The sequence below is a fragment of the Pseudomonas sp. LBUM1678 genome (genome assembly GCF_059695575.1).
The window spans coordinates 1,018,646-1,039,717 of the sequence record NZ_CP166775.1; the positions used below are offsets into that span (position 1 = coordinate 1,018,646).

20 protein-coding genes are annotated in these 21,072 nt (G+C 57.4%); 11 read left to right on the forward strand and 9 right to left on the reverse strand.

Translation table 11 applies throughout. From position 1 onward, the window contains the following. Positions 1 to 131: 131 nt before the first annotated feature. The 6 genes from ACA070_RS04455 to ACA070_RS04480 form a co-directional block, all read right to left on the reverse strand. A complete protein-coding gene (locus ACA070_RS04455) occupies positions 132 to 470 on the reverse strand; it encodes a HopJ type III effector protein (RefSeq protein WP_497450183.1) in 339 nt (112 codons plus the stop codon). Beyond that, a complete protein-coding gene (locus tag ACA070_RS04460) occupies positions 463 to 759 on the reverse strand; it encodes a DUF1244 domain-containing protein (protein WP_017336573.1) in 297 nt (98 codons plus the stop codon). Before ACA070_RS04460 ends, ACA070_RS04455 begins: the two co-directional genes overlap by 8 nt. 68 nt (positions 760 to 827) lie before the next feature. Continuing rightward, on the reverse strand, positions 828 to 1,199 hold the full coding sequence (folX, locus tag ACA070_RS04465) for a dihydroneopterin triphosphate 2'-epimerase (RefSeq protein WP_497450184.1): 372 nt from the start codon (positions 1,197 to 1,199) through the stop codon (positions 828 to 830). Positions 1,200 to 1,201: 2 nt separating this feature from the next. Continuing rightward, positions 1,202 to 1,777: a GTP cyclohydrolase I FolE gene (gene folE, locus ACA070_RS04470; RefSeq protein ID WP_497450185.1), complete on the reverse strand. Its 576-nt coding sequence runs from the start codon at positions 1,775 to 1,777 to the stop codon at positions 1,202 to 1,204. A gap of 22 nt (positions 1,778 to 1,799) precedes the next feature. Continuing rightward, positions 1,800 to 2,510 carry a dihydromonapterin reductase gene (gene folM / locus ACA070_RS04475; protein ID WP_497450186.1) on the reverse strand — a complete coding sequence of 237 codons (711 nt, stop codon included), beginning with the start codon at positions 2,508 to 2,510 and terminating at the stop codon, positions 1,800 to 1,802. 154 nt (positions 2,511 to 2,664) lie between these two features. Further along, on the reverse strand, positions 2,665 to 3,234 hold the full coding sequence (locus ACA070_RS04480; protein WP_497450187.1) for an antibiotic biosynthesis monooxygenase: 570 nt from the start codon (positions 3,232 to 3,234) through the stop codon (positions 2,665 to 2,667). A gap of 210 nt (positions 3,235 to 3,444) precedes the next feature. On the opposite strand from ACA070_RS04480, the gene ACA070_RS04485 reads away from it, so the two are divergent. Continuing rightward, positions 3,445 to 4,404 (forward strand): MerR family transcriptional regulator, encoded by a 960-nt coding sequence (locus tag ACA070_RS04485; RefSeq protein ID WP_497450188.1) that lies wholly within the window; start codon positions 3,445 to 3,447, stop codon positions 4,402 to 4,404. Between the two features lies 1 nt (position 4,405). On the opposite strand, the gene ACA070_RS04490 is transcribed toward ACA070_RS04485, so the two are convergent. Both ACA070_RS04490 and ACA070_RS04495 read right to left on the reverse strand, forming a co-directional pair. Then, complete coding sequence (locus tag ACA070_RS04490; protein WP_497450189.1) at positions 4,406 to 5,011, reverse strand: hypothetical protein; 606 nt, start codon at positions 5,009 to 5,011, stop codon at positions 4,406 to 4,408. A 54-nt stretch (positions 5,012 to 5,065) separates the two neighbouring features. Continuing rightward, positions 5,066 to 5,542, reverse strand: coding sequence for a PAS domain-containing protein (locus ACA070_RS04495; protein ID WP_497450190.1), 477 nt, complete (start codon positions 5,540 to 5,542; stop codon positions 5,066 to 5,068). A 101-nt stretch (positions 5,543 to 5,643) separates the two neighbouring features. On the opposite strand from ACA070_RS04495, the gene ACA070_RS04500 reads away from it, so the two are divergent. Continuing rightward, positions 5,644 to 6,099: a flavodoxin gene (locus ACA070_RS04500; RefSeq protein ID WP_497450191.1), complete on the forward strand. Its 456-nt coding sequence runs from the start codon at positions 5,644 to 5,646 to the stop codon at positions 6,097 to 6,099. On the opposite strand, the gene ACA070_RS04505 is transcribed toward ACA070_RS04500, so the two are convergent. After that, the gene (locus ACA070_RS04505; protein WP_497450192.1) at positions 6,080 to 6,976 is read right to left on the reverse strand and encodes a LysR family transcriptional regulator; all 897 of its coding nucleotides are present in this window, start codon (positions 6,974 to 6,976) and stop codon (positions 6,080 to 6,082) included. The two genes, ACA070_RS04500 and ACA070_RS04505, sit on opposite strands and share 20 nt — an antisense overlap. 96 nt (positions 6,977 to 7,072) lie before the next feature. On the opposite strand from ACA070_RS04505, the gene ACA070_RS04510 reads away from it, so the two are divergent. The 9 genes from ACA070_RS04510 to ACA070_RS04550 all read left to right on the forward strand — a co-directional run bounded on the left by ACA070_RS04510 (position 7,073) and on the right by ACA070_RS04550 (position 21,064). After that, a complete protein-coding gene (locus ACA070_RS04510) occupies positions 7,073 to 7,459 on the forward strand; it encodes a CidA/LrgA family protein (protein ID WP_497450193.1) in 387 nt (128 codons plus the stop codon). Continuing rightward, a complete protein-coding gene (locus tag ACA070_RS04515; RefSeq protein WP_497450194.1) occupies positions 7,449 to 8,135 on the forward strand; it encodes an LrgB family protein in 687 nt (228 codons plus the stop codon). The genes ACA070_RS04510 and ACA070_RS04515 overlap by 11 nt, the downstream gene beginning before the upstream one ends. A 132-nt stretch (positions 8,136 to 8,267) precedes the next feature. Further along, positions 8,268 to 9,050, forward strand: coding sequence for a class II aldolase/adducin family protein (locus ACA070_RS04520; protein ID WP_497308115.1), 783 nt, complete (start codon positions 8,268 to 8,270; stop codon positions 9,048 to 9,050). Further along, positions 9,050 to 9,952, forward strand: a complete 903-nt coding sequence (locus ACA070_RS04525; protein WP_497450195.1) for an alpha/beta fold hydrolase — start codon at positions 9,050 to 9,052, stop codon at positions 9,950 to 9,952. Before ACA070_RS04520 ends, ACA070_RS04525 begins: the two co-directional genes overlap by 1 nt. 109 nt (positions 9,953 to 10,061) lie before the next feature. Continuing rightward, positions 10,062 to 10,973: an SDR family oxidoreductase gene (locus tag ACA070_RS04530; RefSeq protein ID WP_497450196.1), complete on the forward strand. Its 912-nt coding sequence runs from the start codon at positions 10,062 to 10,064 to the stop codon at positions 10,971 to 10,973. 695 nt (positions 10,974 to 11,668) lie between these two features. Continuing rightward, positions 11,669 to 13,462 (forward strand): DUF1302 domain-containing protein, encoded by a 1,794-nt coding sequence (locus ACA070_RS04535; RefSeq protein WP_497450197.1) that lies wholly within the window; start codon positions 11,669 to 11,671, stop codon positions 13,460 to 13,462. Between the two features lie 23 nt (positions 13,463 to 13,485). Next, positions 13,486 to 14,853, forward strand: coding sequence for a DUF1329 domain-containing protein (locus ACA070_RS04540; RefSeq protein WP_497450198.1), 1,368 nt, complete (start codon positions 13,486 to 13,488; stop codon positions 14,851 to 14,853). A gap of 140 nt (positions 14,854 to 14,993) precedes the next feature. Then, positions 14,994 to 17,528 carry a LuxR C-terminal-related transcriptional regulator gene (locus ACA070_RS04545; protein WP_497450199.1) on the forward strand — a complete coding sequence of 845 codons (2,535 nt, stop codon included), beginning with the start codon at positions 14,994 to 14,996 and terminating at the stop codon, positions 17,526 to 17,528. 119 nt (positions 17,529 to 17,647) lie between these two features. Continuing rightward, positions 17,648 to 21,064: a dermonecrotic toxin domain-containing protein gene (locus ACA070_RS04550; RefSeq protein ID WP_497450200.1), complete on the forward strand. Its 3,417-nt coding sequence runs from the start codon at positions 17,648 to 17,650 to the stop codon at positions 21,062 to 21,064. The last annotated feature ends 8 nt before the right edge of the window (positions 21,065 to 21,072 follow it).

The window sequence follows — 21,072 nt, forward strand, 5'->3', positions numbered from 1 at the left end:
TCTTAAAAGTCGGGATGTGCAGTGGAAGATCAAAATATCGCAGCCTCGTTTCACTCGACAGCTCCTACAGGGAAAATACGGTCTCTGTAGGCGCTGTCGAGTGAAACGAGGAGGCGATCTCTTGATTTTGATCAGCGGCGAGTCAGTGGCTGTTGGGTGAATTTCACACCTGCCAGACCCTGTGCAATCAGCGCACGAATATTGCCGTGGTCACTGCCTCCAGGCGTGGCCACCACCGAGCGGTAATGCTCACCAAAGGCCAACAACGCTTCTTCATCGCTCAGTCCTTCCAGCAGCGCCAGACCCAGGGTCTTGCACGAACCTTCGTTCTGCCCGGCGGCGTTTTCCACGCCACCGTTGTTGAATGCCTGGGGCTGGTAATCGTAACCCGCAGCGATGAACGCCAGGGTGTCGGCGAAAACGTGTTCGCCGCTCTTGAGGCTGGTGCGCAGGGTGTTCAAATCACTCATTGGGTTTTCCTTTGGCAAACGCCGCTTGTTGTTCGGCGCTGGCTTCTTGCTGGTATTGGGCTTTCCACTCGGCGTACGGCATGCCGTAAACCACTTCGCGGGCGTCATCGAGGCTGACTTCGATCTGGCGTTCGTCGGCGGCGGCCTTGTACCACTTGGACAGGCAGTTGCGGCAGAAACCGGAGAGATTCATCAGGTCGATATTCTGCACATCCTTTCGGCTGTCCAGGTGGGCGACCAGCCGGCGAAAGGCGGCGGCTTCAAGTTCCAGGCGTTGTTGATCGTTCATGGCGGGCTCTGTGCAATCCAATCGTGGCGCGGATGATAAAAGTCTGACGGACAATGCGCCAGACGCGGTCAGCGGCTCGCGGCCAGGGTAATCGACACCGACTCGGCGAATCGCAGAGCGTGCGGCTTGTCGACTTCAACCTCGGCATACAGCACCGATGCGTTGGCCATGACCAGATCGAGGATTTCCTGGGTCAGGCGTTCGAGCAGGGCGAAACGATTGCCCTCCACGTGGGCGATGATCGACTTGGTGATGGTCCGGTAATTCAGCGCGTGATCGATGTCGTTGTCACGCACCGCTTCCTGAGCGGCATACAGGATGGTCAGGTTGATCAGCACATCCTGCTTGTTGAGGATTTCATCCTCGTTGATCCCGATGAAGGTCCGCAGGCACAGGTCCTTGACCCGGATGCGTGCCATTCCTGGTTGAAGTTGTGGCATTGCTACTTGCTCCGTCCAATCAATTGCAGGAACTCCTGACGGGTGTTGCTCGACTCGCGGAAGGCGCCGAGCATCACAGAGGTGTTCATGGTCGAATTCTGTTTCTCTACGCCGCGCATCATCATGCACATGTGCCTGGCTTCGATGACCACCGCGACACCGGCCGCGTCGGTCACTTGTTGTACCGCCTCGGCGATTTGCCGGGTGAGGTTTTCCTGGATCTGCAGGCGGCGGGCGAACATGTCCACCAGCCGCGCGATTTTCGACAGGCCCAGCACCTTGCCCGTCGGAATATAAGCCACATGGGCCTTGCCGATGAAGGGCAGCAAGTGATGTTCGCACAACGAATACAACTCGATGTCGGCGACGATGATCATCTCGTCGGTGTCAGACGCAAACAGTGCGCCGTTGACGATCTCTTCGACACTCTGCTCGTAACCATGGCAGAGGTACTGCATGGCCTTGGCCGCGCGAACCGGGGTGTCTTGCAGTCCTTCGCGGTCGGGGTTTTCACCGAGGCCGATGAGGATTTCGCGATAGCTCTGGGACAGGGAATTCTGGGGCAGGGATAACGTCATGGAATATCCTCGCGGGGGCCGCTTATTTGATGTGCCGTCCGCCGTTGACGGTCAGGGTCGTGCCGGTGACATAAGGGTTGTCGAGCAAATAACGCAGGCTCTGGTAGATCACTTCGCTGCCGGGTTCGATGCCCAGCGCGGATTTGGCCAGGGCCTTGGCGCGGTACGCGGCGTCGTCGTCGGGATTGAACATTAGCAGGGCTGGCGCGATACCGTTCACCTTGATTGTCGGCGCGTATTTCGCGGCGAAGGACAGGGTGAGGCTGTCGAGCCCGGCTTTGCTGGCGCAGTAACCGATATGTTTGCTGCTGCCCCTGCGGGTCACGTCATCGCTGATGTGGACGATGTCGGCGGGGCTTGAGCGTTCGAGCAAATCGGCACAGTGCAGATTGATCAGGTAGGGGGCCAGCATGTGCACGCTGAACATGCGGGTGAAAGCCTCGGCGTCGGTGTCGGGTGTTTCGGCCAGCCATTCAGACGCGTTATGGACAATGGCGCGCAGGCTGTCGGTGTGGGTTTTCAGTTCGGTGATGAACGCGACGATTCCCGCTTCAGTGGAGAAGTCCGCAAACACCGCGGTGGCACCTAGGTCGCGCAATGTCTGTACGCCGGGGCGTTCGCTGCGGTAGCTGAAGATCACCGGATGGCCGTCTTCGAGCAAGCGCTGCGCACAGTGCAGGCCGACACGCTGGCCGGCACCGGTGATGAGGATCGGAGCTGCGGAAGAGGTCATGAAAGGCTCGCGTCGCGGTAAGAGCAAAACTATACCAGCGCTGAGCCGTGAGGTGGCTGTTGTAGGAGCGAGGCTTGCCCGCGAAGAACGATAACTCGATCTGTCTGTTGAACCGAGTTGTCTTCTTCGCGGGCAAGCCTCGCTCCTACAAGGATCAGTGATTTTGGGGGGCGGGCTCGGCGGGCAACGGACGTGCTGGTGTGCTGTTCAGCCAATCGGCCAGCAGGCGGGTCGACAGTGGAATAAAGAAGTAGACCATCAGCGGCGTCAGGCACAGGGTGCTGATGAGTACGCGAGGCAGCAGGCTCATTTCGCCGAGCAACGGCCCCAATACAAAGTTGAACAGCAAGGAAACCGGAAAGAACGCCAGCCAGATCGCCACGGCCTGTTTCCAGCGTGGTGGACGCTGGCCGACAGCGCCGAACCAGCCTTCGATCCCGCTGACGCGATGTTCCGTCTTATGCGCAAACAGATCGCTGCCGCGCGCCAGCCAAGCGGTACGCGAAGCGGAATGCTCCCAGGCGTGCATGGTTTGCTCATCGGCAAAGCGGAAAATAATCTGGAATTCATTATCTGCGGGCGGCGGAGCGAGCACGCCTGAACCGAGATAACCGGGAAAATCGGTGGCCAGTTGTTCGCCTTCGCGCAACCAGGCCATCAGGTCCTGATAACGCCCATCGGCAACGCGGCGCGAGACCATCAGCGTGACGGGTGAGGTAGACATTATGTATCTCCATATGACAAACGCGTCACTCCGGGTAGGAGATTCGCCAGGTGCAGCGCCGGGTGATGGCTGCCCCTTGAGACAAGCAAGGATTATTCCTGATTCTGATAATTACACCAGCGGCATCCGTCGCTTATCAATGTATTGAACAGTGATAGGGCAGGAGCGTTAGAATGGGATCTAATTTTGCACATGGATGTCGACCGCCTCATGCCTTTCCTGACTGAAAGTGCCCCTGCCTCACGGACGGATCCTTCCATTGCGCAAGAAGATCTGTTCCCTATTCGTGAGGTTGCCCGCCTGACGGGTATTAACCCCGTCACATTGCGGGCGTGGGAACGGCGGTATGGCCTGATCCAGCCCACACGCACCGAAAGCGGGCATCGGCTGTACTCGATGGCCGATATCGAAAAGGTTCGCAGCATTCGCGGCTGGATCGACCGCGGCGTCGCGGTCAGCAAGGTCGGCAAGATACTGGCCAAGATCGAACCGCTCAAAGCCTTGGCGAAGATCATTCCCGACGAACTCGTTCAGGCCGACTACGCCCAGTGGCAGCAGCAGGTTCAGGTGGCGGTGACGGCGTTTGACGAGGTGCAGCTGGAGCAGGTCTACGGACAGATTTTTTCCAGCTACCCCCTGACAGTGGTGTTCCAGGACATCCTGTTGCCGATCTGGAAGCTGATGCTGCAGCGCCACGATGCGTTTGGTCAGACCAGCGAATGGCTTTTTCTGGATGGCTTTCTGAGGTCTCGCGTATTGCAACGCATGCTGCTGGTGCGGGTCATGCAACCGCGACGTGTGATTGTCTGTGCCTTGGCCGATCAGGCGCATGAACTCGAAGTGTTGGTCACGGCGCTGTACCTGAGCAGTGTCGATTCGGCGATTCAGTTGCTGGCTATCGGTCAGCCATTCGACGAGCTGACCCTGATTTGCGAGCGGATCAAGCCCAGTGCACTGGTGCTGGTGTCCAATCACGCACCAGCCGTTGAGTTGCCTCGACGTTTGAATCGCCTGGCCCTGAGCCTGGATTGTCAGTTGTTGCTGGCCGGTGATGCGTCGGACCTGGCACAGGACAGCCTGGCCGGAACGTCGATCGGCTGTCTGGGAAATGAGGGAATGGTGATGCGTCAGCGTCTGAAACAGTTCCTGGCTGGAAACCTGGATACCTGACTCAGATGTGCAGTGCGGGATGTGTCAGACGATGCTGCTGAAGGATGAACTGGCGCAGACGCTCGGTCTCGTCCTTGTCGGTCTGGCTCAATTCGTAGGCATAAAAACCGTTCTCGGTTTCACGCTCAAAAGTGCCGCGCAGCGCAATCCGCTCATAGCCTGACGGACTGAACCACAAAGCAAAGTGCTTGGGTGGTTTGGTCTTGTTGCGAACTTCCAGCAAAACGCCTTTGAACGATATTTCGTGCACCCACATCGTGCCGGGTTGGCCTTTGGCATTTTCCAGCGCCACCGGCTCTTCAAGCGTCAGGCGCCATGGCCGTATCATCGGCCCGTCTTCATAAATACTCGGCACGCCCAGGCGCAAATGCAGCGCATGAAATTCGTCTTCCACCAGGTGCAGCGGAAAGGTCATTTGCTGATTTTCGAAGTTGGCCTGGATGGTGACTTGCTCATGTGCCGCCAGGCGCGTAAGCAAATCACGGATTTGCGACCCACCGTTGACGAGCAGACTCGACGTCGCATCCCGCACATTGAGTTGCGGGTTGTGTTGCATGGTCTGGATAAAATCCAGCTCATCCTGTGTCAGGAGTGCGTCGCGTTGCATGGCTAACTCGAAAGAAAAAGTTACAAAGTCATCGGTGATTGTAGTTAATGACAATTAATTCGCTGTTTTGTTTTCGCCGTTCGTCGCTTTCAACGCAGCAAGCTCGGCTTGCGTCTCAGCCAATTGCGCTTCCAATTGCGCAACGCGCTGCTGCGCCTTGACCTGGACCGTAACGTCCTTCTGCACGCCAACAAAATAGGTTTGTCCGTCAGCCGGGTTTTTCACTGTAGAAAGGGACAGCTCATTCCAGAACGGCGTGCCGTCCTTGCGGTAATTCCGCAGGATTTCCCGGCAGGAGCCGCCACTGTCCAACGACTTGCGAATCGCAGTGAGGGCCTCTTGATCGCGGTCACCGGACTGCAGGAAACGGCAATCCTGATAGAGGATTTCTTCGCTGGTGTAACCCGTCAGACGCTCGAACGCTGGATTTACGTAAATCAGGATGTTATCCAGCTCGCCCTCCTTCTCAGCAATCACGATGCCGTCGTTGGAAGCGTTTATTACCATTTGCAGCAGTTGAGCGTTGATCATCGGAGAATCCTTTCCGAGTGGGTTGAGGCAGCATTCTAAAAGATCAAATAAGGCTGTGCTGTTAATATCTCAGTCTTTTTCTCAGCTTCAGGATCAGTTTGATGAAAGTCGCCATCATTTCCGGCTCGGTGTACGGCACGGCTGAAGAAGTTGCCCGTCACGCCGCGACGATTTTAAACACCGCAGGTTTCGAAACCTGGCACAACCCGCGGGCAACGCTTGCCGATGTCCAGGCCTTCGGCCCGGAAGCGTTTTTGGCGGTGACTTCGACCACCGGCATGGGTGAGTTGCCGGATAACCTGCAACCGTTGTATTCGACGATTCGCGATCAGTTGCCCGCCGAATGGCGTGGTTTGCCGGGTGCCGTGATCGGCCTCGGCGATGCAAGTTACGGCGATACGTACTGCGGTGGCGGTGAGCAGATGCGTGAATTGTTCGGCGAACTGGGCCTGCGCGAAGTGCTGCCGATGCTGCGCCTGGACGCCAGCGAAAGTGTGACCCCGGAAACCGACGCCGAGCCTTGGCTGGCCGAGTTGATTACCGCGCTGCGGGGCTGACCGGCCGCTCGCGCAGCAGTGCGAGCCAGGCTTGTGCGGCTTTCGACAAGTACGCGCCCTGACGCCAGATAAAGGCGATGTCCCAGCGCAAATAGCTCGGGGCATTCAAGGTCAGGCGCACCACCCCTGGCCGCACCAGCCCGCGCGCCACCAGGCTGGGCAACAGCACCACGCCTTGGCCGGCGGCCACCAGTGCCGCAAGAAAATCCGCCTGGCCACTGCGCCCACCTTCCTTGGGCGTAAATCCCAGCTGATGGCAGGCTTGCAGCAAACGGTCATTGAGCACGAAGCTGCGCTGATACAGCAGAAAAGGTGTATCGGCCAATTCTTCCAATCCAATCACCGTTTTGGTCGCCAGCGGATGATCGGCCGGCAGCAGCGCGTCCAGCGGCTCATCGCAGAACGGCTGAAAGGCGAACTGCGGATCCTTCGGCAACAGACTGCCACCCAGTTCGAGCTCGCCGCTCAATACCGCCTGCTCAATGTTCAGGCTTCCGCCCTCGAGTAACTGAATGCTGATATTCGGGTAGCGCCGCCGGTACTCGGCAAACAACCCGGCGAACAGCGCGTCACTGCCCAGCAGTGGCAGGCCCAGGCGCAATTCCCCACGAGCCAGTTGGCTCAGATCGTCCAGCTCGCTGAGCAGTTCGTTGCGCAACCGCAGCATGCCTTCGGCCCGTTGCAGCACCACACTGCCGGCGGCAGTCAGGCGAATTTGCGAACCCAGGCGCTCGAGCAGCGGTGTGCCCAGGCTCTGTTCCAGCTGAGCGACTTGCTTGCTGACCGCTGATTGGCTGATGTGCAGGGTCTTGGCGGCTTGAGTGAAACCCCCTTGGTGCATCACTTCGACGAAGCTGCGTAGCTGCTTGAATTCCATGCGCTTGATTCCAATTTGGAATAGCCCTGAGTCTAACAATTCGTTTCGGGGATAGCAGCCCGCTCCGTAAAATGAGCGCCTGTGAGGACCGAAATCATGAATACACCAACCTTCAAACGTCTGGCCCGATTAACCGCTGAACTGGCCGTACTGCTCGGCATCTATCTGCTCGGCTGTGAGATCGCCGCATGGTTTGCCTGGCCGATTCCGGGTGGTGTCATCGGTATGGCGTTGCTGCTGCTGGCGTTCGCCGTTGGCTGGATCAAACCGGCGGCGTTGCAAATGGGGGCAGGCTTATTGATGGCCGAGATGCTGCTGTTTTTTATTCCGGCGCTGATGAGCTTGCTCGATTACGGCAGCCTGATGCGCGACGACGGCTGGCGGATTCTGCTGGTGATTGGCGTCAGTACGCTGATGGTGATGCTGGTCACCGCGTTTACCGTGGAACTGGTGGTGCGGTTGAGGAAGTCCCATGAGGCTTGAGCTGATGCCGATGTTCTGGCTGGCCTTCACGTTGTCGGCCTATTTGTTCAGTCGATGGGTTTACGGGCGAACGGGGCGGTATCTGCTGTCGCCGCTGATTCTGGTTCCGGCCCTGCTGCTGGCCCTCGCTGTGCCGCTGCACACCGCGTATGCGGAGTATTCGAGCAACACCCATTGGCTGATGTTGGTGCTGGGGCCGGTGACCGTCGCGTTCGCCGTGCCGATCTGGCAACAGCGGCAGATAATAATGCAGCATTGGTCGGCGTTGCTGCTCGGAATGCTGGCGGGCAGTGCGGCGTCCATCGGCACCTCGTTCGGTCTGGCCAAGGCGCTGGCGCTGGACAGTTCGGTGACGATGTCGTTGGTGCCCCGTTCCATCACCACGCCCTTTGCCATGCCACTCGCTCACGACCTCGGCGGTGTTCCGGAATTGACGGCGGTGTTCGTGATGTTTACCGGGGTGTTCGGGGCGATGCTCGGCGGCATTCTGCTGAAGTGGCTACCGTTGCGCAGTGCCCTTGCACGCGGCGCGTTATTTGGCGTTGGCGCGCACGGTGCCGGCGTCAGTCGGGCCCATGAGGTGGGCGGTGAAGAAGGCTCGGTCGCGGGGCTGGTCATGGTTCTGACGGGGCTTTTGAACCTGTTTGCCGCCCCGTTATTGGCGGCGGTCCTTTGACATGGATCCAGGCTTTCTTCTGAACTGACTCGTTAGGCCATCAAGCTGGCTGCGAATGCAACTACACGAAATCCGTGGGCTGACTAGACTGCTGTAACGACAGTAAAACAATAAGAACAGGAGGTCCTTGCCGTGAAAGTTGCTCCCGTCCAATCTCCCCACAGTGTCAAAGACCAGGTCAGTGCCGCCGAGTGGCAGACCCGCGTCGACCTGGCTGCCTGTTACCGTCTGGTCGCCTCGCATGGTTGGGACGATCTGATCTTTACGCACATCTCGGCCAAGGTGCCGGGCACAGAAGATTTTTTGATCAACCCGTTCGGGTTGATGTTTCACGAGATCACCGCGTCGAGCCTGGTCAAGGTCGATCAGGCCGGCAACAAACTGATGGACAGCCCTTACGAGATCAACCCGGCGGGTTACACCATCCACAGCGCCGTGCATGAAGTGCGTCACGACGTGGTCTGCGTGCTGCACACCCACACCGCTGCGGGTGTGGCGGTGTCGGCGCAAAAACAGGGCATTCTGCCAATCAGTCAGCAGTCATTGTTTGTGCTGTCCAGCCTGGCTTACCACGCCTACGAAGGCGTTGCGTTGAACCATGAAGAGAAGGCGCGCCTGCAAGCCGACCTCGGTGAAAACAATTTCCTGATGCTGCACAACCACGGCTTGCTGACCTGTGGCAGCACTATCGCTGACACATTCCTGATGATGTTTACCTTCCAGCGCGCCTGCGATATCCAGGTGCTGGCACAGAATGGTGGAGCCGAGCTGATTGCCATCGAGCCGCAGATTCTGGCGGGCGCCAAAGCCATGATCGCCGGTGTGACCAAAAGTGCTCAAGGGATGGGGGGTGCGTTAGCCTGGCCGGCGTTACTGCGCAAACTCGATCAACAAGACCCGGGTTATAAACTCTAATGGCACTCGCCGAGATCCCCCTGTGCGTCTGGCGCAAACGGGGCCAGACGTTCGTATTCCGAGGCCAGAACATTCGCTACTGGACGGCGGGGCAGGGTGAGCCGCTCCTGCTCATCCATGGCTTCCCGACCGCCAGTTGGGATTGGCATTACCTGTGGCAACCGCTGGCGCAGCGATATCGGGTGATTGCCTGCGACATGCTCGGCTTCGGCGACTCAGCCAAACCGGTCAACCATGAATACAGCTTGTTGGAGCAGGCCGATCTGCAACAGGCCTTGCTCGCGCACCTGAACGTCGAGCAGCCGGTGCATGTGCTGGCCCACGATTATGGCGACAGCGTGGCTCAGGAACTGTTGGCCCGGCATTACGAAACCCGCATTGATATCGCCAGTTGTGTGTTCCTCAATGGCGGTCTGTTTCCTGAAACCCACCGCCCGGTATTGATGCAAAAACTGCTGCTCAGCCCCTTGGGCTGGATGATTGGGCGAGCCTTTACCCGCGACAGACTGGTGAAAAGTTTCCGGCAGATCTTCGGTCCGCAGACGCGACCCAGCGAAAGCGAGATGGATGATTTCTGGGGACTGATCGACAGCAATCACGGCCCGCGGATCATGCACAAACTCATCGCCTACATCCCTGAACGGCGTGTCCAGCGCGAGCGTTGGGTCAGTGCCATGCAGCGCGGCGAAGTGCCGCTGCGAGTCATCGACGGCGAGGTCGATCCGATTTCCGGCGCTCACATGGTCAAGCGCTATCGGGAGCTGGTCCCCGACCCGGACACGGTCCTGCTGCCTGATATTGGCCATTACCCACAGACCGAAGCGCCGGCGCAGGTGCTCAAGCATTACCTGGAGTTTCGGGATCGGCTGGTTTCACCACCACGCAGGGTGGCGTGTTCCTGACTATCCCCCAGCCTTATCGGGCACCATTCAGCTCTACCCGTGTTTATTGTGACCAGCAGCCTGGTGCCTGACACTCGGACTTATTGTCCCTGGTCTGCTGGAGTTCCCTATGAATGAGTCTGTGCGCTTCGAAGATAAAGTAGTGATCGTCACGGGTGCAGGCGGCGGCCTGGGCCGGGCTCACGCACTGCTGTTCGCAAAGCAGGGCGCCAAAGTGCTGGTCAATGATCTCGGCGGCTCGGCTCAGGGGGAAGGCGCGAACGCGTCGGCAGCAGACCGCGTAGTGGCGGAAATCCGTGAGGCGGGCGGCATCGCCGAAGCCAACCACGACTCCGTCACCGACGGCGACAAAATCGTCCAGCACGCCCTCGACGCGTTCGGTCGCATCGACGTGGTGGTCAACAACGCCGGGATCCTGCGCGACAAGACCTTCCACAAAATGGACGACGCCGATTGGGACCTGGTTTACCGCGTCCACGTCGAAGGCGCCTACAAAGTCACCCGCGCCGCCTGGCCGCACATGCGCGAGCAAAACTATGGCCGCGTGATCTTCACCGCCTCGACCTCAGGCATCTACGGCAACTTCGGCCAGTCCAACTATGGCATGGCCAAACTCGGCCTCTACGGCCTGACCCGCACACTCGCCATCGAAGGCCGCAAGAACAACATCCTGGTCAACGCCATCGCGCCAACCGGCGGCACTCGCATGACCGAAGGCCTGATCCCGCCGCAAGTGTTCGAGCAACTCAAGCCCGAGCTGGTGAGCCCGTTGGTGGTGTACCTGGCCAGTCAGAATTGCCAGGAGACTTCCGGGTTGTTTGAAGTCGGTGGCGGCTGGATGGGCAAGGTACGTTGGGAACGCAGCCTCGGCGCCGGGTTTGATCCGCGGGTGGGTTTCTCCCCGGAAGACGTGGCGGCGCAGTGGGAGCAGATTTGTGATTTCGAAGGGGCGGCGCATCCGAAGGACAATATTGAGGCGTTGAAGGAAATGATGGGGAATTTGCAGAAATATTCGTTGTGACCCTGATGCCTTCCGCAAGGTTTGTCTGAGCCCTGCCATTCCCCCGATTGTTCCCCTCGCCACAAAACCATCGCTCATAAAAAAGGCCGCTGCAAACGCAGCGGCCAAAGTAAGACGTTGGATCAAGGAGCTACAAATCAACGTCAGTGAACTCGGGGCGATCAATCGATAACACGTCGATTCATCTGGATTCTGTCGCCAGTGGCGCGGGCTCATCACACACCATCGCTTCGTGCTTCCAGGCTGTGCACCGTGAAAGCCCGGCAAGAATAAGGCCTTGAGCCCGAAGGAAAAATACCGATTCGCGACATGCTCTGTTGCAGCATGAGTAACAGTGCGCCTCGCCACTCCCCTGTAGCAGCTGTCGAGCAGCGCGAGGCTGCGTTCGGCTGCGAAGCAGTCGCAAAACCCGCATGCACAAATCTCCTGATTCACCGCGTTGGTTGATTAGACGACTGCTTCGCAGCCGAACGCAGCCTCGCGCTGCTCGGCAGCTGCTACAGGGGCGGTGTCATCCGCCCGCCATGCGTTCTGCTGATAACCCCCCATCCAGCCCATCCATACCCGGCGCAAACCCTCGCCTCATCAGGCCATTCATCCTTTAGAGGTACACCACGAATACCTCCTTGGTGCGCTTATCGCTCCCTCCATGCGGCAGTAGGGTGGGGCCTTCTGTCACTCACCGGGGAAGACGCATGACAAAAACAACAATGCGCGCCATCTTCACGCCGCAAGCGCTGGCCGCTGCGGTTGCCTTGGGCTGCTGTGCCCAGGCGCAAGCGGTTGCATTCAACATCGGCGAAATCGAGGGGACGTTCGACTCCTCGCTGTCCGTCGGCGCGAGTTGGGGCATGCGCGATGCCGATAGATCGTTGGTGGGCACCGTCAACGGCGGGACCGGTCAATCTTCGACCGGTGATGACGGTCGGCTGAATTTCAAGAAAGGCGAAACCTTCTCCAAAATCTTCAAGGGCCTGCACGACCTCGAATTGAAATACGGCGACACCGGGGTGTTCGTCCGTGGCAAGTATTGGTACGACTTCGAGCTGAAGGACGAAGACCGCGAGTTCAAGCCGATCAGCGACAGTGGCCGCAAGGAAGGCGCGAAGTCCTCCGGTGCGCAGATTCTCGATGCCTTCGTCTATCACAATTATTCCATCGCCGATTTGCCAGGCACCGTGCGCGCTGGCAAGCAGGTGGTCAGTTGGGGTGAAAGTACTTTCATCGGCAACTCGATCAACAGCATCAACCCGATCGACGTCTCGGCGTTCCGTCGCCCAGGCGCCGAGATCAAGGAAGGCCTTATTCCGGTGAACATGTTGTTCGCCTCCCAGGGCCTGACCGATCAGCTCTCGGTGGAAGGGTTCTATCAACTGGAGTGGGACCAGACTGTCGTCGACAACTGCGGCACCTTCTTCGGCAACGACGTGGTGGCGGATGGTTGCAACAACAACTACACCGTCGGCAGCCCCGCGATTGCCCCGTTGGCGCCTTTAGCGTCAGCCTTCGGTCAACCGATCCAGGTGACTCGCGAGGGCGTGGTCGTTCCCCGTGGTGGCGACCGCGATGCGCGGGATTCGGGGCAGTGGGGCACGGCATTGCGCTGGCTCGGTGACGACACCGAGTACGGCCTGTATTTCATGAATTACCACAGCCGCACACCGACGGTCGGCACCACCACCGCCGGCCTGTCGACGCTGGCCAGCCTCCCCGGAATGGTGAGTGTGGCCAACCGTCTGGCACCGGGCAGCGGAGCAGGCCTGGCCCAAAGCGTGATGCTTGGTCGCGGTCAGTATTACCTCGAATACCCGGAAGACATTCGTCTCTACGGCGCGAGTTTCTCCACCACTCTGCCGACCGGCACCGCGTGGAGCGGCGAGATCAGTTATCGGCCGAATGCTCCGGTACAAGTCAGCACCAATGACCTGACCCTGGCATTGGTCAACCCGATTGCCGGCGGCGCCGCATCGCCGATCGCCACCACCCCAGGCGCCGACAACAAAGGCTACCGCCGCAAGGAAATCACGCAGATCCAGAGCACCCTCACGCAGTTCTTCGATCAGGTGTGGGGCGCCCAGCGCTTGACCCTGGTCGGCGAAGCGGCGGTGGTTCACGTCGGTGGTCTGGAGTCGCGCAACAACCTGCGTTACGGCCGCGACTCGGTCTACGGCCAGTACGGTTTCGGCGGCGATACCGAAGGTTTCGTCACCTCGACCTCCTGGGGCTACCGCGCCCGGGCGATCCTCGATTACGCCAACGTGATCGGCGGGATCAACCTCAAGCCCAACCTGTCCTGGTCCCATGACGTCGCTGGCTACGGCCCCAACGGGCTGTTCAACGAAGGCGCCAAGGCGGTCAGCGTCGGCGTCGATGCCGACTACCGCAACACCTATACCGCGAGCCTCAGTTACACCGATTTCTTCGGCGGTGACTACAACACCCTGGAAGACCGCGACTTCCTGGCACTGAGCTTCGGCGTGAACTTCTGATCTGGCTGAGAAGGATGAATTTGATGCGCAAGATGATTCTGCAATGCGGCGCCCTGGCCCTGAGCCTGCTGGCGGCCAACGTGATGGCGGCGGTGTCGCCGGACGAGGCCAACAAACTCGGGACCACCCTCACGCCGCTCGGGGCCGAGAAGGCCGGTAATGCCGACGGCTCGATCCCGGCGTGGACCGGTGGCATTCCGAAAAACGCTGGCTCGGTGGACAGCAAAGGCTTCCTGGCTGACCCGTTCGCCAGCGAAAAACCACTGTTCGTGATCACCCCCGCGAACGTCGACAAGTACAAGGACAAGCTCTCGGAAGGCCAGGTGGCGATGTTCAAGCGCTACCCGGAAACCTACAAGATCCCGGTCTACCCGACCCACCGCACCGTCGCCGTGCCGCCGGAAATCTACGAGTCGGCCAAGCGCAGCGCGCTGAACGTGAACAGCATCAACGAGGGTAACGGCCTGGCCAACTTCACCGGCAACCGCTACTACGCGTTCCCGATTCCGAAGACGGGCGTGGAAGTGTTGTGGAACCACATCACCCGTTATCACGGCGGCAACCTGCGCCGTATCATCACCCAGGTGACGCCGCAGACCAACGGCAGTTACACGCCGATCCGCTTCGAGGAAGAGATCGCCGTTCCGCAATTGATGAAGGACCTGGACCCGGAAAAAGCCGCCAACGTGCTGACCTTTTTTAAACAGTCGGTAACGGCCCCGGCGCGTCTGGCGGGTAACGTGTTGCTGGTGCATGAAACCCTCGACCAGGTGAAAGAACCGCGCCTGGCGTGGATCTACAACGCCGGCCAACGCCGTGTGCGTCGCGCACCACAAGTGGCCTACGACGGGCCGGGTACTGCCGCTGACGGTCTGCGCACTTCCGATAACTTCGACATGTTCTCCGGTGCGCCGGATCGCTACGACTGGAAACTGGTCGGCAAGAAGGAAATGTACATCCCCTACAACAGCTACAAACTCGACTCGCCGAGCCTCAAGTACGACGACATCGTCAAGGCCGGCCACATCAACCAGGACCTGACCCGTTATGAACTGCACCGCGTCTGGGAAGTGATCGGCACGGTCAAACCGAGCGAGCGGCACATCTACGCCAAACGCCACATGTACATCGACGAAGACAGCTGGCAAGTGGCACTGGTGGACCACTACGACGGTCGCGGTCAACTGTGGCGAGTGGCCGAGGGTCACGCTCAGTACTACTACGATCACCAGGCCCAGGCGTACACACTGGAAGCGCTCTACGACATCATTGCCGGTCGATACATTGCGCTGGGGATGAAGAACGAAGAGAAGCACAGCTTTGAATTCGGCTTCGAAGCCAAGGCTGCGGACTACACGCCATCGGCGTTGCGTGCCGAGGGTGTGCGGTAAGGGAGTGGATACATTCGCAGTGCAGAAGGCGACCGGTTGGTCGCCTTTTTTATGGCTGCCAATCAGCGTCCTGAATACTTCTCAACAAGCGGGTTGGAGAGGGCTAGGGTTGCCGGACAATTATAAATAGGCACGCCGCAATGACCGCCATGACCCCGTGTCTTGACCGTTCTGGATTCCTGCCCCGTCTGTCCTCTCATCACCTGTCGCGTGATCGCTTGACCGAGCCTTTGCTGGCGTCCACATCACGGGTGAAATTACTCTGCGCACCGGCTGGCAGCGGCAAGACCGCGCTGCTCGCCGACTGCCTGTTGCAGGCGCCGCCGCACTGCCGGGTGTGCTGGTTGCCGTTGTCTGGCGTGGTGATGAGTGCGACGGATTTTCGTCAGCGTGTGGCAGAAGCGCTGGGGTTGGCCTCGTCAGAAGAGTCGGCAATGCTCGGCGCGCTGGCTCGATTGCAGGCGCCGACCTGGCTGTTTCTCGATGATTACTGCCGCGTTCCAAACCCGGAACTCGACCAACTGCTCGATCGCATGTTGGCCGTCAGCAGTCCGATGCTGACCTGGTGGCTGGGTGCCCGCCGTCGCCCGCAATGCAATTGGCCACGGTTGCTGCTCGATGACGAATTGTACGAAGGCGAGCGCGCCACGCTGGCCTTCAATCAAACTGAAATCGCCTCGCTATTGCATCACCTGACACCGGCCGACGCCGGAACCGCCGCCAGCAAAATCATCCAGCGCAGTGGCGGCTGGTGCGCCGGTGTACGCGTTGCGCTGCTGCAAAAATGCGACTGGTCGCGCAACGACCCACATCACAGCCGACCGGACACCTTGCTCGATTACCTTGAGCACGAACTGTTCACCAGCCTGACCCCGGAGTTGACGGAAGTCTGGCGGGTGCTCGCGCATTTGCCGCGCTTCAATGCTCGGCTTTGCGATCACCTGTTTGGCGCGGGGGAGGGCGCGCAATGTCTGAAGACGTTGCAGGACCTGGGGTGCTTTATCGAGCCCTGGCACGATTCGGCCGACTGGCTGCAGATATTCCCTCCGCTCACGCAATTGATGCGCGATGAGCAATGGCCGGCCGGACGTTCCTGGCATCGCCGCGCCTGCCAGTGGTTTGCCGCCGAACTGGACTGGAAAGCGGCTTTCGAACAAGCCTTGCTCGCTGAAGAATTCGAGGTCGCGGTCAGCCTGTTGCAGCATTTCAGTTTCGAACATTTGTTCGAGGAGCAGACGGTCGTGCTGTTGTTGCGGTTGTACGAGCAACAAGGCGAAGCGCTGATGTTCGGTTCGCCACAACTGGTCGGGTTGATCACGGCGGCGTCGTTGTTTGCCGGGCGATTCGAGCAAGCTGGCGATTGCATCGAACAACTGGCGCGATTCACCCCGCAGCCATCGGCGATTCTGCAGCGGCAACTGATTGCACGGTGGCAGGCTCAGCAGGGTTGGCTGTTACATCTTCAAGGGCGGATGGACGGATCGCGCGCGCATTTTCTCGAAGCGCTGAATGACCTCGGCCCGGAGTTCTGGACCGTGCGCGTGATGTGTTTGTCGGGGTTGACGCAGCAGGCATTGCTGCGGGGCGAACTGGATGTCGCTCAGGCGATGAACCGTGATGCTTTGTGCCTGGCGCGTGCGCAAGGTTCGCTGGTCTTCGAGGGGTTGCTGGAGCTTGATCATGCACAATTGCTGGAGCAGCGGGGGGCTCCCCAACGTGCCGAACACTTGCTCGCGAACATCCATGAGTTGCTGAGTCAGCCAGTCGAGCGACCTGTGCCGTTGCTGGGGCGAATCGCGCTGCGGCGCGGCCGGCTTGCATTGTGCCAAGGACACGATGAGCGCGCCGAGGCGTTCTTTCGGACCGGCCTGGAACAGTGCCTGCGCAGCCACGACAAACGTGTGCTTTATGGCTTTCTCGGTCTGGCGCAATTGGCGGCCAACCAGTGCGACTATGCCCAGGCATTCGTCTTGCTGCGCGACGCAGAGAGACTGATGCAACAACGGCAGATTCCGGACACGGTTTACCGCGGTGTCCTGCTGCAAGTCAGTAGCCATTTCTGGTTGCAGCAAAATCGTCCACAGCTGGCTCATGAAGCGTTGACGCGCGTATTACGCCATTACCGAGGGCCACGCGCACGACAAGCACCCCCCGCGACGCTGGAACTTATTCCACGTATCGAATACTTGCTGGCCATCGCCGATACCCAGCTTGAACCGACCAACGCCCCCCTGGCCCAACTTCAACATCGTCTGGATGTGGCGCAGCAGCAAGGCATGGTTAGCCTGGAAGCCGAACTGCATCTGGTGCTCGCTCAAGTCGAATGGTTAAGAGGCAATGTCACTCAATCTCAAGAGATTTTACAAAAAGGGTTATCCCTGATTGAGCGCTGTAATTTGCAGCAGTCACTGCGAGAGTTAAGTCTGCGCCAACCTGATCTGCTTTCATCCTGCGCGTTGAGGAAAACAGAGTTAACCGCCGACAGTCTACTAAGCCGCCGAGAGTTGGAAGTGTTGACGTTAATTGCCCAGGGTAATTCGAATCAGCAAATTGCCGAGCAACTTTATATTTCAGTACATACCGTAAAAACACATGCGCGAAGGATTCATGGAAAGCTGGGGGTTGAACGGCGAACGCAAGCAGTTGCGAAGGCCAGGTTTTTGAAGTTATGGTGATTCACATGAGTTGAAATAAACCACTTGTTCGCTTGGAGAAAGTTAATCGATAGAGTTGGCGGCGTTGTTGGGGCGACAGGAGTTGCTTCAAGTCTTAACTCTATAAAGGATCCGTGAAGATGGGCAAGGTATACACAAGTTTGATGATTGATTCGATGGGCCAGAAAACCAGTGGTGCCAGTGAACTGGACAGAGCCGCCTTGGCAGGCGAGCGTTTGGTTGATGTGTTGAAAAACATTCCTTCGTTCAAAACAATGGTGCGCGAGCGATTGATTGAAAAAGTTCGTGCTTATAATCCAGCGGTAGAGATAGACAAGATTTTCATCAATCGAGGCAGCTATGCAGAGGACCTCGGAAGCCGACCGATTGGGTCGCTGTTGGCAGTGTTTTTTGAATGTATGAATAGCGGCATTTTCCCTAACTATGTTATTGGTGATGATGGTGTTTTTAATCGCCCCGATACCAATGCCAAGGAATTCAGTGTCGCGGGCCTGGATATCGCGAAAATTGAAAAAATTCTGGATCAGTCTCTAAAGTCTCTGCATACGGAACATCAGGCGGCCATAAAACACTATTGGGCGGCGCCTGCAACGGGCAAGCCAGGCAGTACTCACAAAGATGTGTTGCAACATTCTCTGGCTCGAACGTTGTTGGCGGAACTGTCTTTGAGTGTTATTGGCGGCAAAATAGACGAGCATCAAGGACGCCGCGTCGCTGATCTTGTGATGTCGGATGCCGGGAAATCCATATACAAGATAATTAGCAATGATGAAAACGTAGATCTTCGTCTGACGGCAAGTTTCGTAGTGCATACCAGCGGGTTCTCACCCAGTGAACTACCGCTTAATGGTGATGCGTATGGTTATGTGGTATACACACCGGATTATGGCTTTGAATATTTAGACACGAGCAATGAGTTGCACGCGGTGCTTTGCTCGCGATTGTCTGTTCCTGGCGGTGATATCAAATATATTAATCTGGAAGGAAGTGTATTTGAGTATTTTGCCAGTGTTCGGTTGAAATGCCAGAAAGCTGAATTTACGAAGTTGTTCGGCAGGCAAGAGGTCGACGGTCAACTCCGGGTCGCTGCACTGGAATCTGTCCAGTCTCTGGCTGCGATTAAAAATGATTGGCTGGCGCAGTTTGAATCGCTGCGAGGGGCGATAAAACGCACTGAATGGCCGGCATGGTTAACGTCTGCAACCAAGGTAATACAGCAACGTTATGAAGAGCTTGAATATTCACAGATCAAATATCAGCAAGAGTTGAAGGCTGCATTCAACAAATTTTTTTCGCTTAAGGAATATGCACGCCGGCGAGTTTCGCAGTGGAGCCAGAGTGCACTGGGTATCCAATGTGATTCGGATACCGTGCAGGTACATAGCCGATATGAAATCAAGGTCGAAGGCAAAACGATCATTCAGGAGGACAGCCGAACACTTACGGAGTTTGTGACGTTTGGTCTGCACGACGTTGGCCAGCGAGTTTCGATACGTCTGGACGGGACAGAGTCCCTGGCCGGCCTGACCGCTGCCAGACTGGAAAGCTGGCTGCAGACCGTCGACGTGCGGGTGGACTTCGTTGAGATGCAATCATCCGTGCCACCTATGGAGTATTTCGATGCCCTGCGCAATCAGCAGCGAAGCAAGCTGGAATATGAGCTGTATGTTGCGCGCTATTCGGGAAAATTCAATGACGCCGATGTGAATCTGGTCAATCGTGGAATGCTGGGAGACGCGGCAGTTTCCGTAAACGGTATTAATGTCGCAGGGGCAACTTATCCGCTACAAGACGTACTGGTTTTTCAAGGCCCGCAATCCACCTATGGAACGCAGCAAGTGTTCTTGAGGAATCCCGAAGGACAGTACCAATTTTTACGGTTTAATAATTTCAACGATTTTGCAGCTCACCTTAAGCGCTGGATGAGTGAAGATCCCGCTTATGCCAACTCGCTTGTCAATCCCAATGACCAGGTCCGGGTAAGTGAGGTCATGCGCGAATTGCAACATCTTCTGGAGCGAATCCCGGTTAACCTTGCACCTCTCAGAAGTACTTCGCAAACGGCGCTGGATGGTTTTGCGCTGATGACTTATCGGTGGACGCTTGCAGAAGTCAATCGCTTGGCTCCTCTAAATTACCGGCGTGCACAGCGCTTGTTGCGCCAGCAGCATGCCCGACTCAGCACCGAACTCAAGGCCCTGTATACATTAGAGGCTCGTGACCTCGGATTTCCTTCTTTTGAAGCATTCTCGCGCGAACTGATCAAAGACAGAGTTGAAGAGGTACTTCGCTCCCAGGGAAGTTATGTCTCTGTCGACCCGGATCTTATCCATGTACAGATTAGCAGCGACGAACAAATGTCTTTGACAAGCCTGATCATCGAGGGGCGTAGTTTCGAGGCTAATCGCAGTCCTCAGCCGCTTCCGGGATCGTATCCGAAGTTTTATGTAATTGCAGGACACCCGACTATCGATAAACTTGATATTCGCCATATTTCCGGGTGGTCCAAAACCTTGCGCTCGGGTGACAAATATATCGAGTTGCTAAAGTCTGATTACTTAACGTTTAGTCTTCCATCCGGAAAAATCAGGCGCGAGGTTAATTTCAAGCGTGTACTCGCTGAGATGCATCGGGATGTACTAACACAATATTTTGAAGGCGGATTGAGTCTCGACCAATTCACGGGTTTGACCAGCCTGGTCACCAGCCTTAAAGTGCCTGCATCACAACCCCATTCGGATCCTGTTGTCGACAGTGAAAGTATCTATAAATTTCGTCTGAAAACAACACGGGACGTTGAAGGTGTCTATATATTCAGGGCGCGTGTCGGGAGTCGTCTTGATGATTTCCTGTACACACCCAATGCGCCAGATGGTGTGGCATTCCGTCCGGCGAGCAGTTTTGTCGGTTCCATTCGTGTCCGTCAAGGATCGTTAAGGGATTACTATATCAATCGGGTCAAGATACTCGATCAGAAGATCGTAAATGACTATTTTGATGAACTACAGGCTACTGTCGGTACGGTAAAATCGCCAGGACCCATGGTCAATATGAGGGTCAGAAACTTACGCACGTCTTACGAAGTCAAAATCAAACGGGTTATTGACGACATTGATGCGCGAACAACTAGCCTCAATGAAATTATTGCGGGTCTGATTTACGACAATGTCTTATTGGCTGCAACCATTATAAGTCTGGTGGTCCCTCCAGTCGGTTTGGTGGTCACCGCCGTCGAAGTGAGTAAAAGCTTCTACGACGGTGTAAAAGCTCAATATTATGGGGATTACGACGCGTCGTTTACCCACTTCAAGGACGCGCTCGTTGGTCTTGTGACACTGGGCAAGGGAACCTTGGGCGGCGATAAAGTAACTAAGGTGCAGAAAGGTTTGATTCACCTGATGGGCGAAGCAAAGTCTGTGGTGAGCCTGGTCGCCAAGGCGACGGGGCAAACACTGGGGCATGAGCGCCTGCAGGAAATTATCCAGCAAGTACTTGATGAAGAAGATGCCAATAGGAGCAAAACCACCCTGGTTTGATTCCAGGT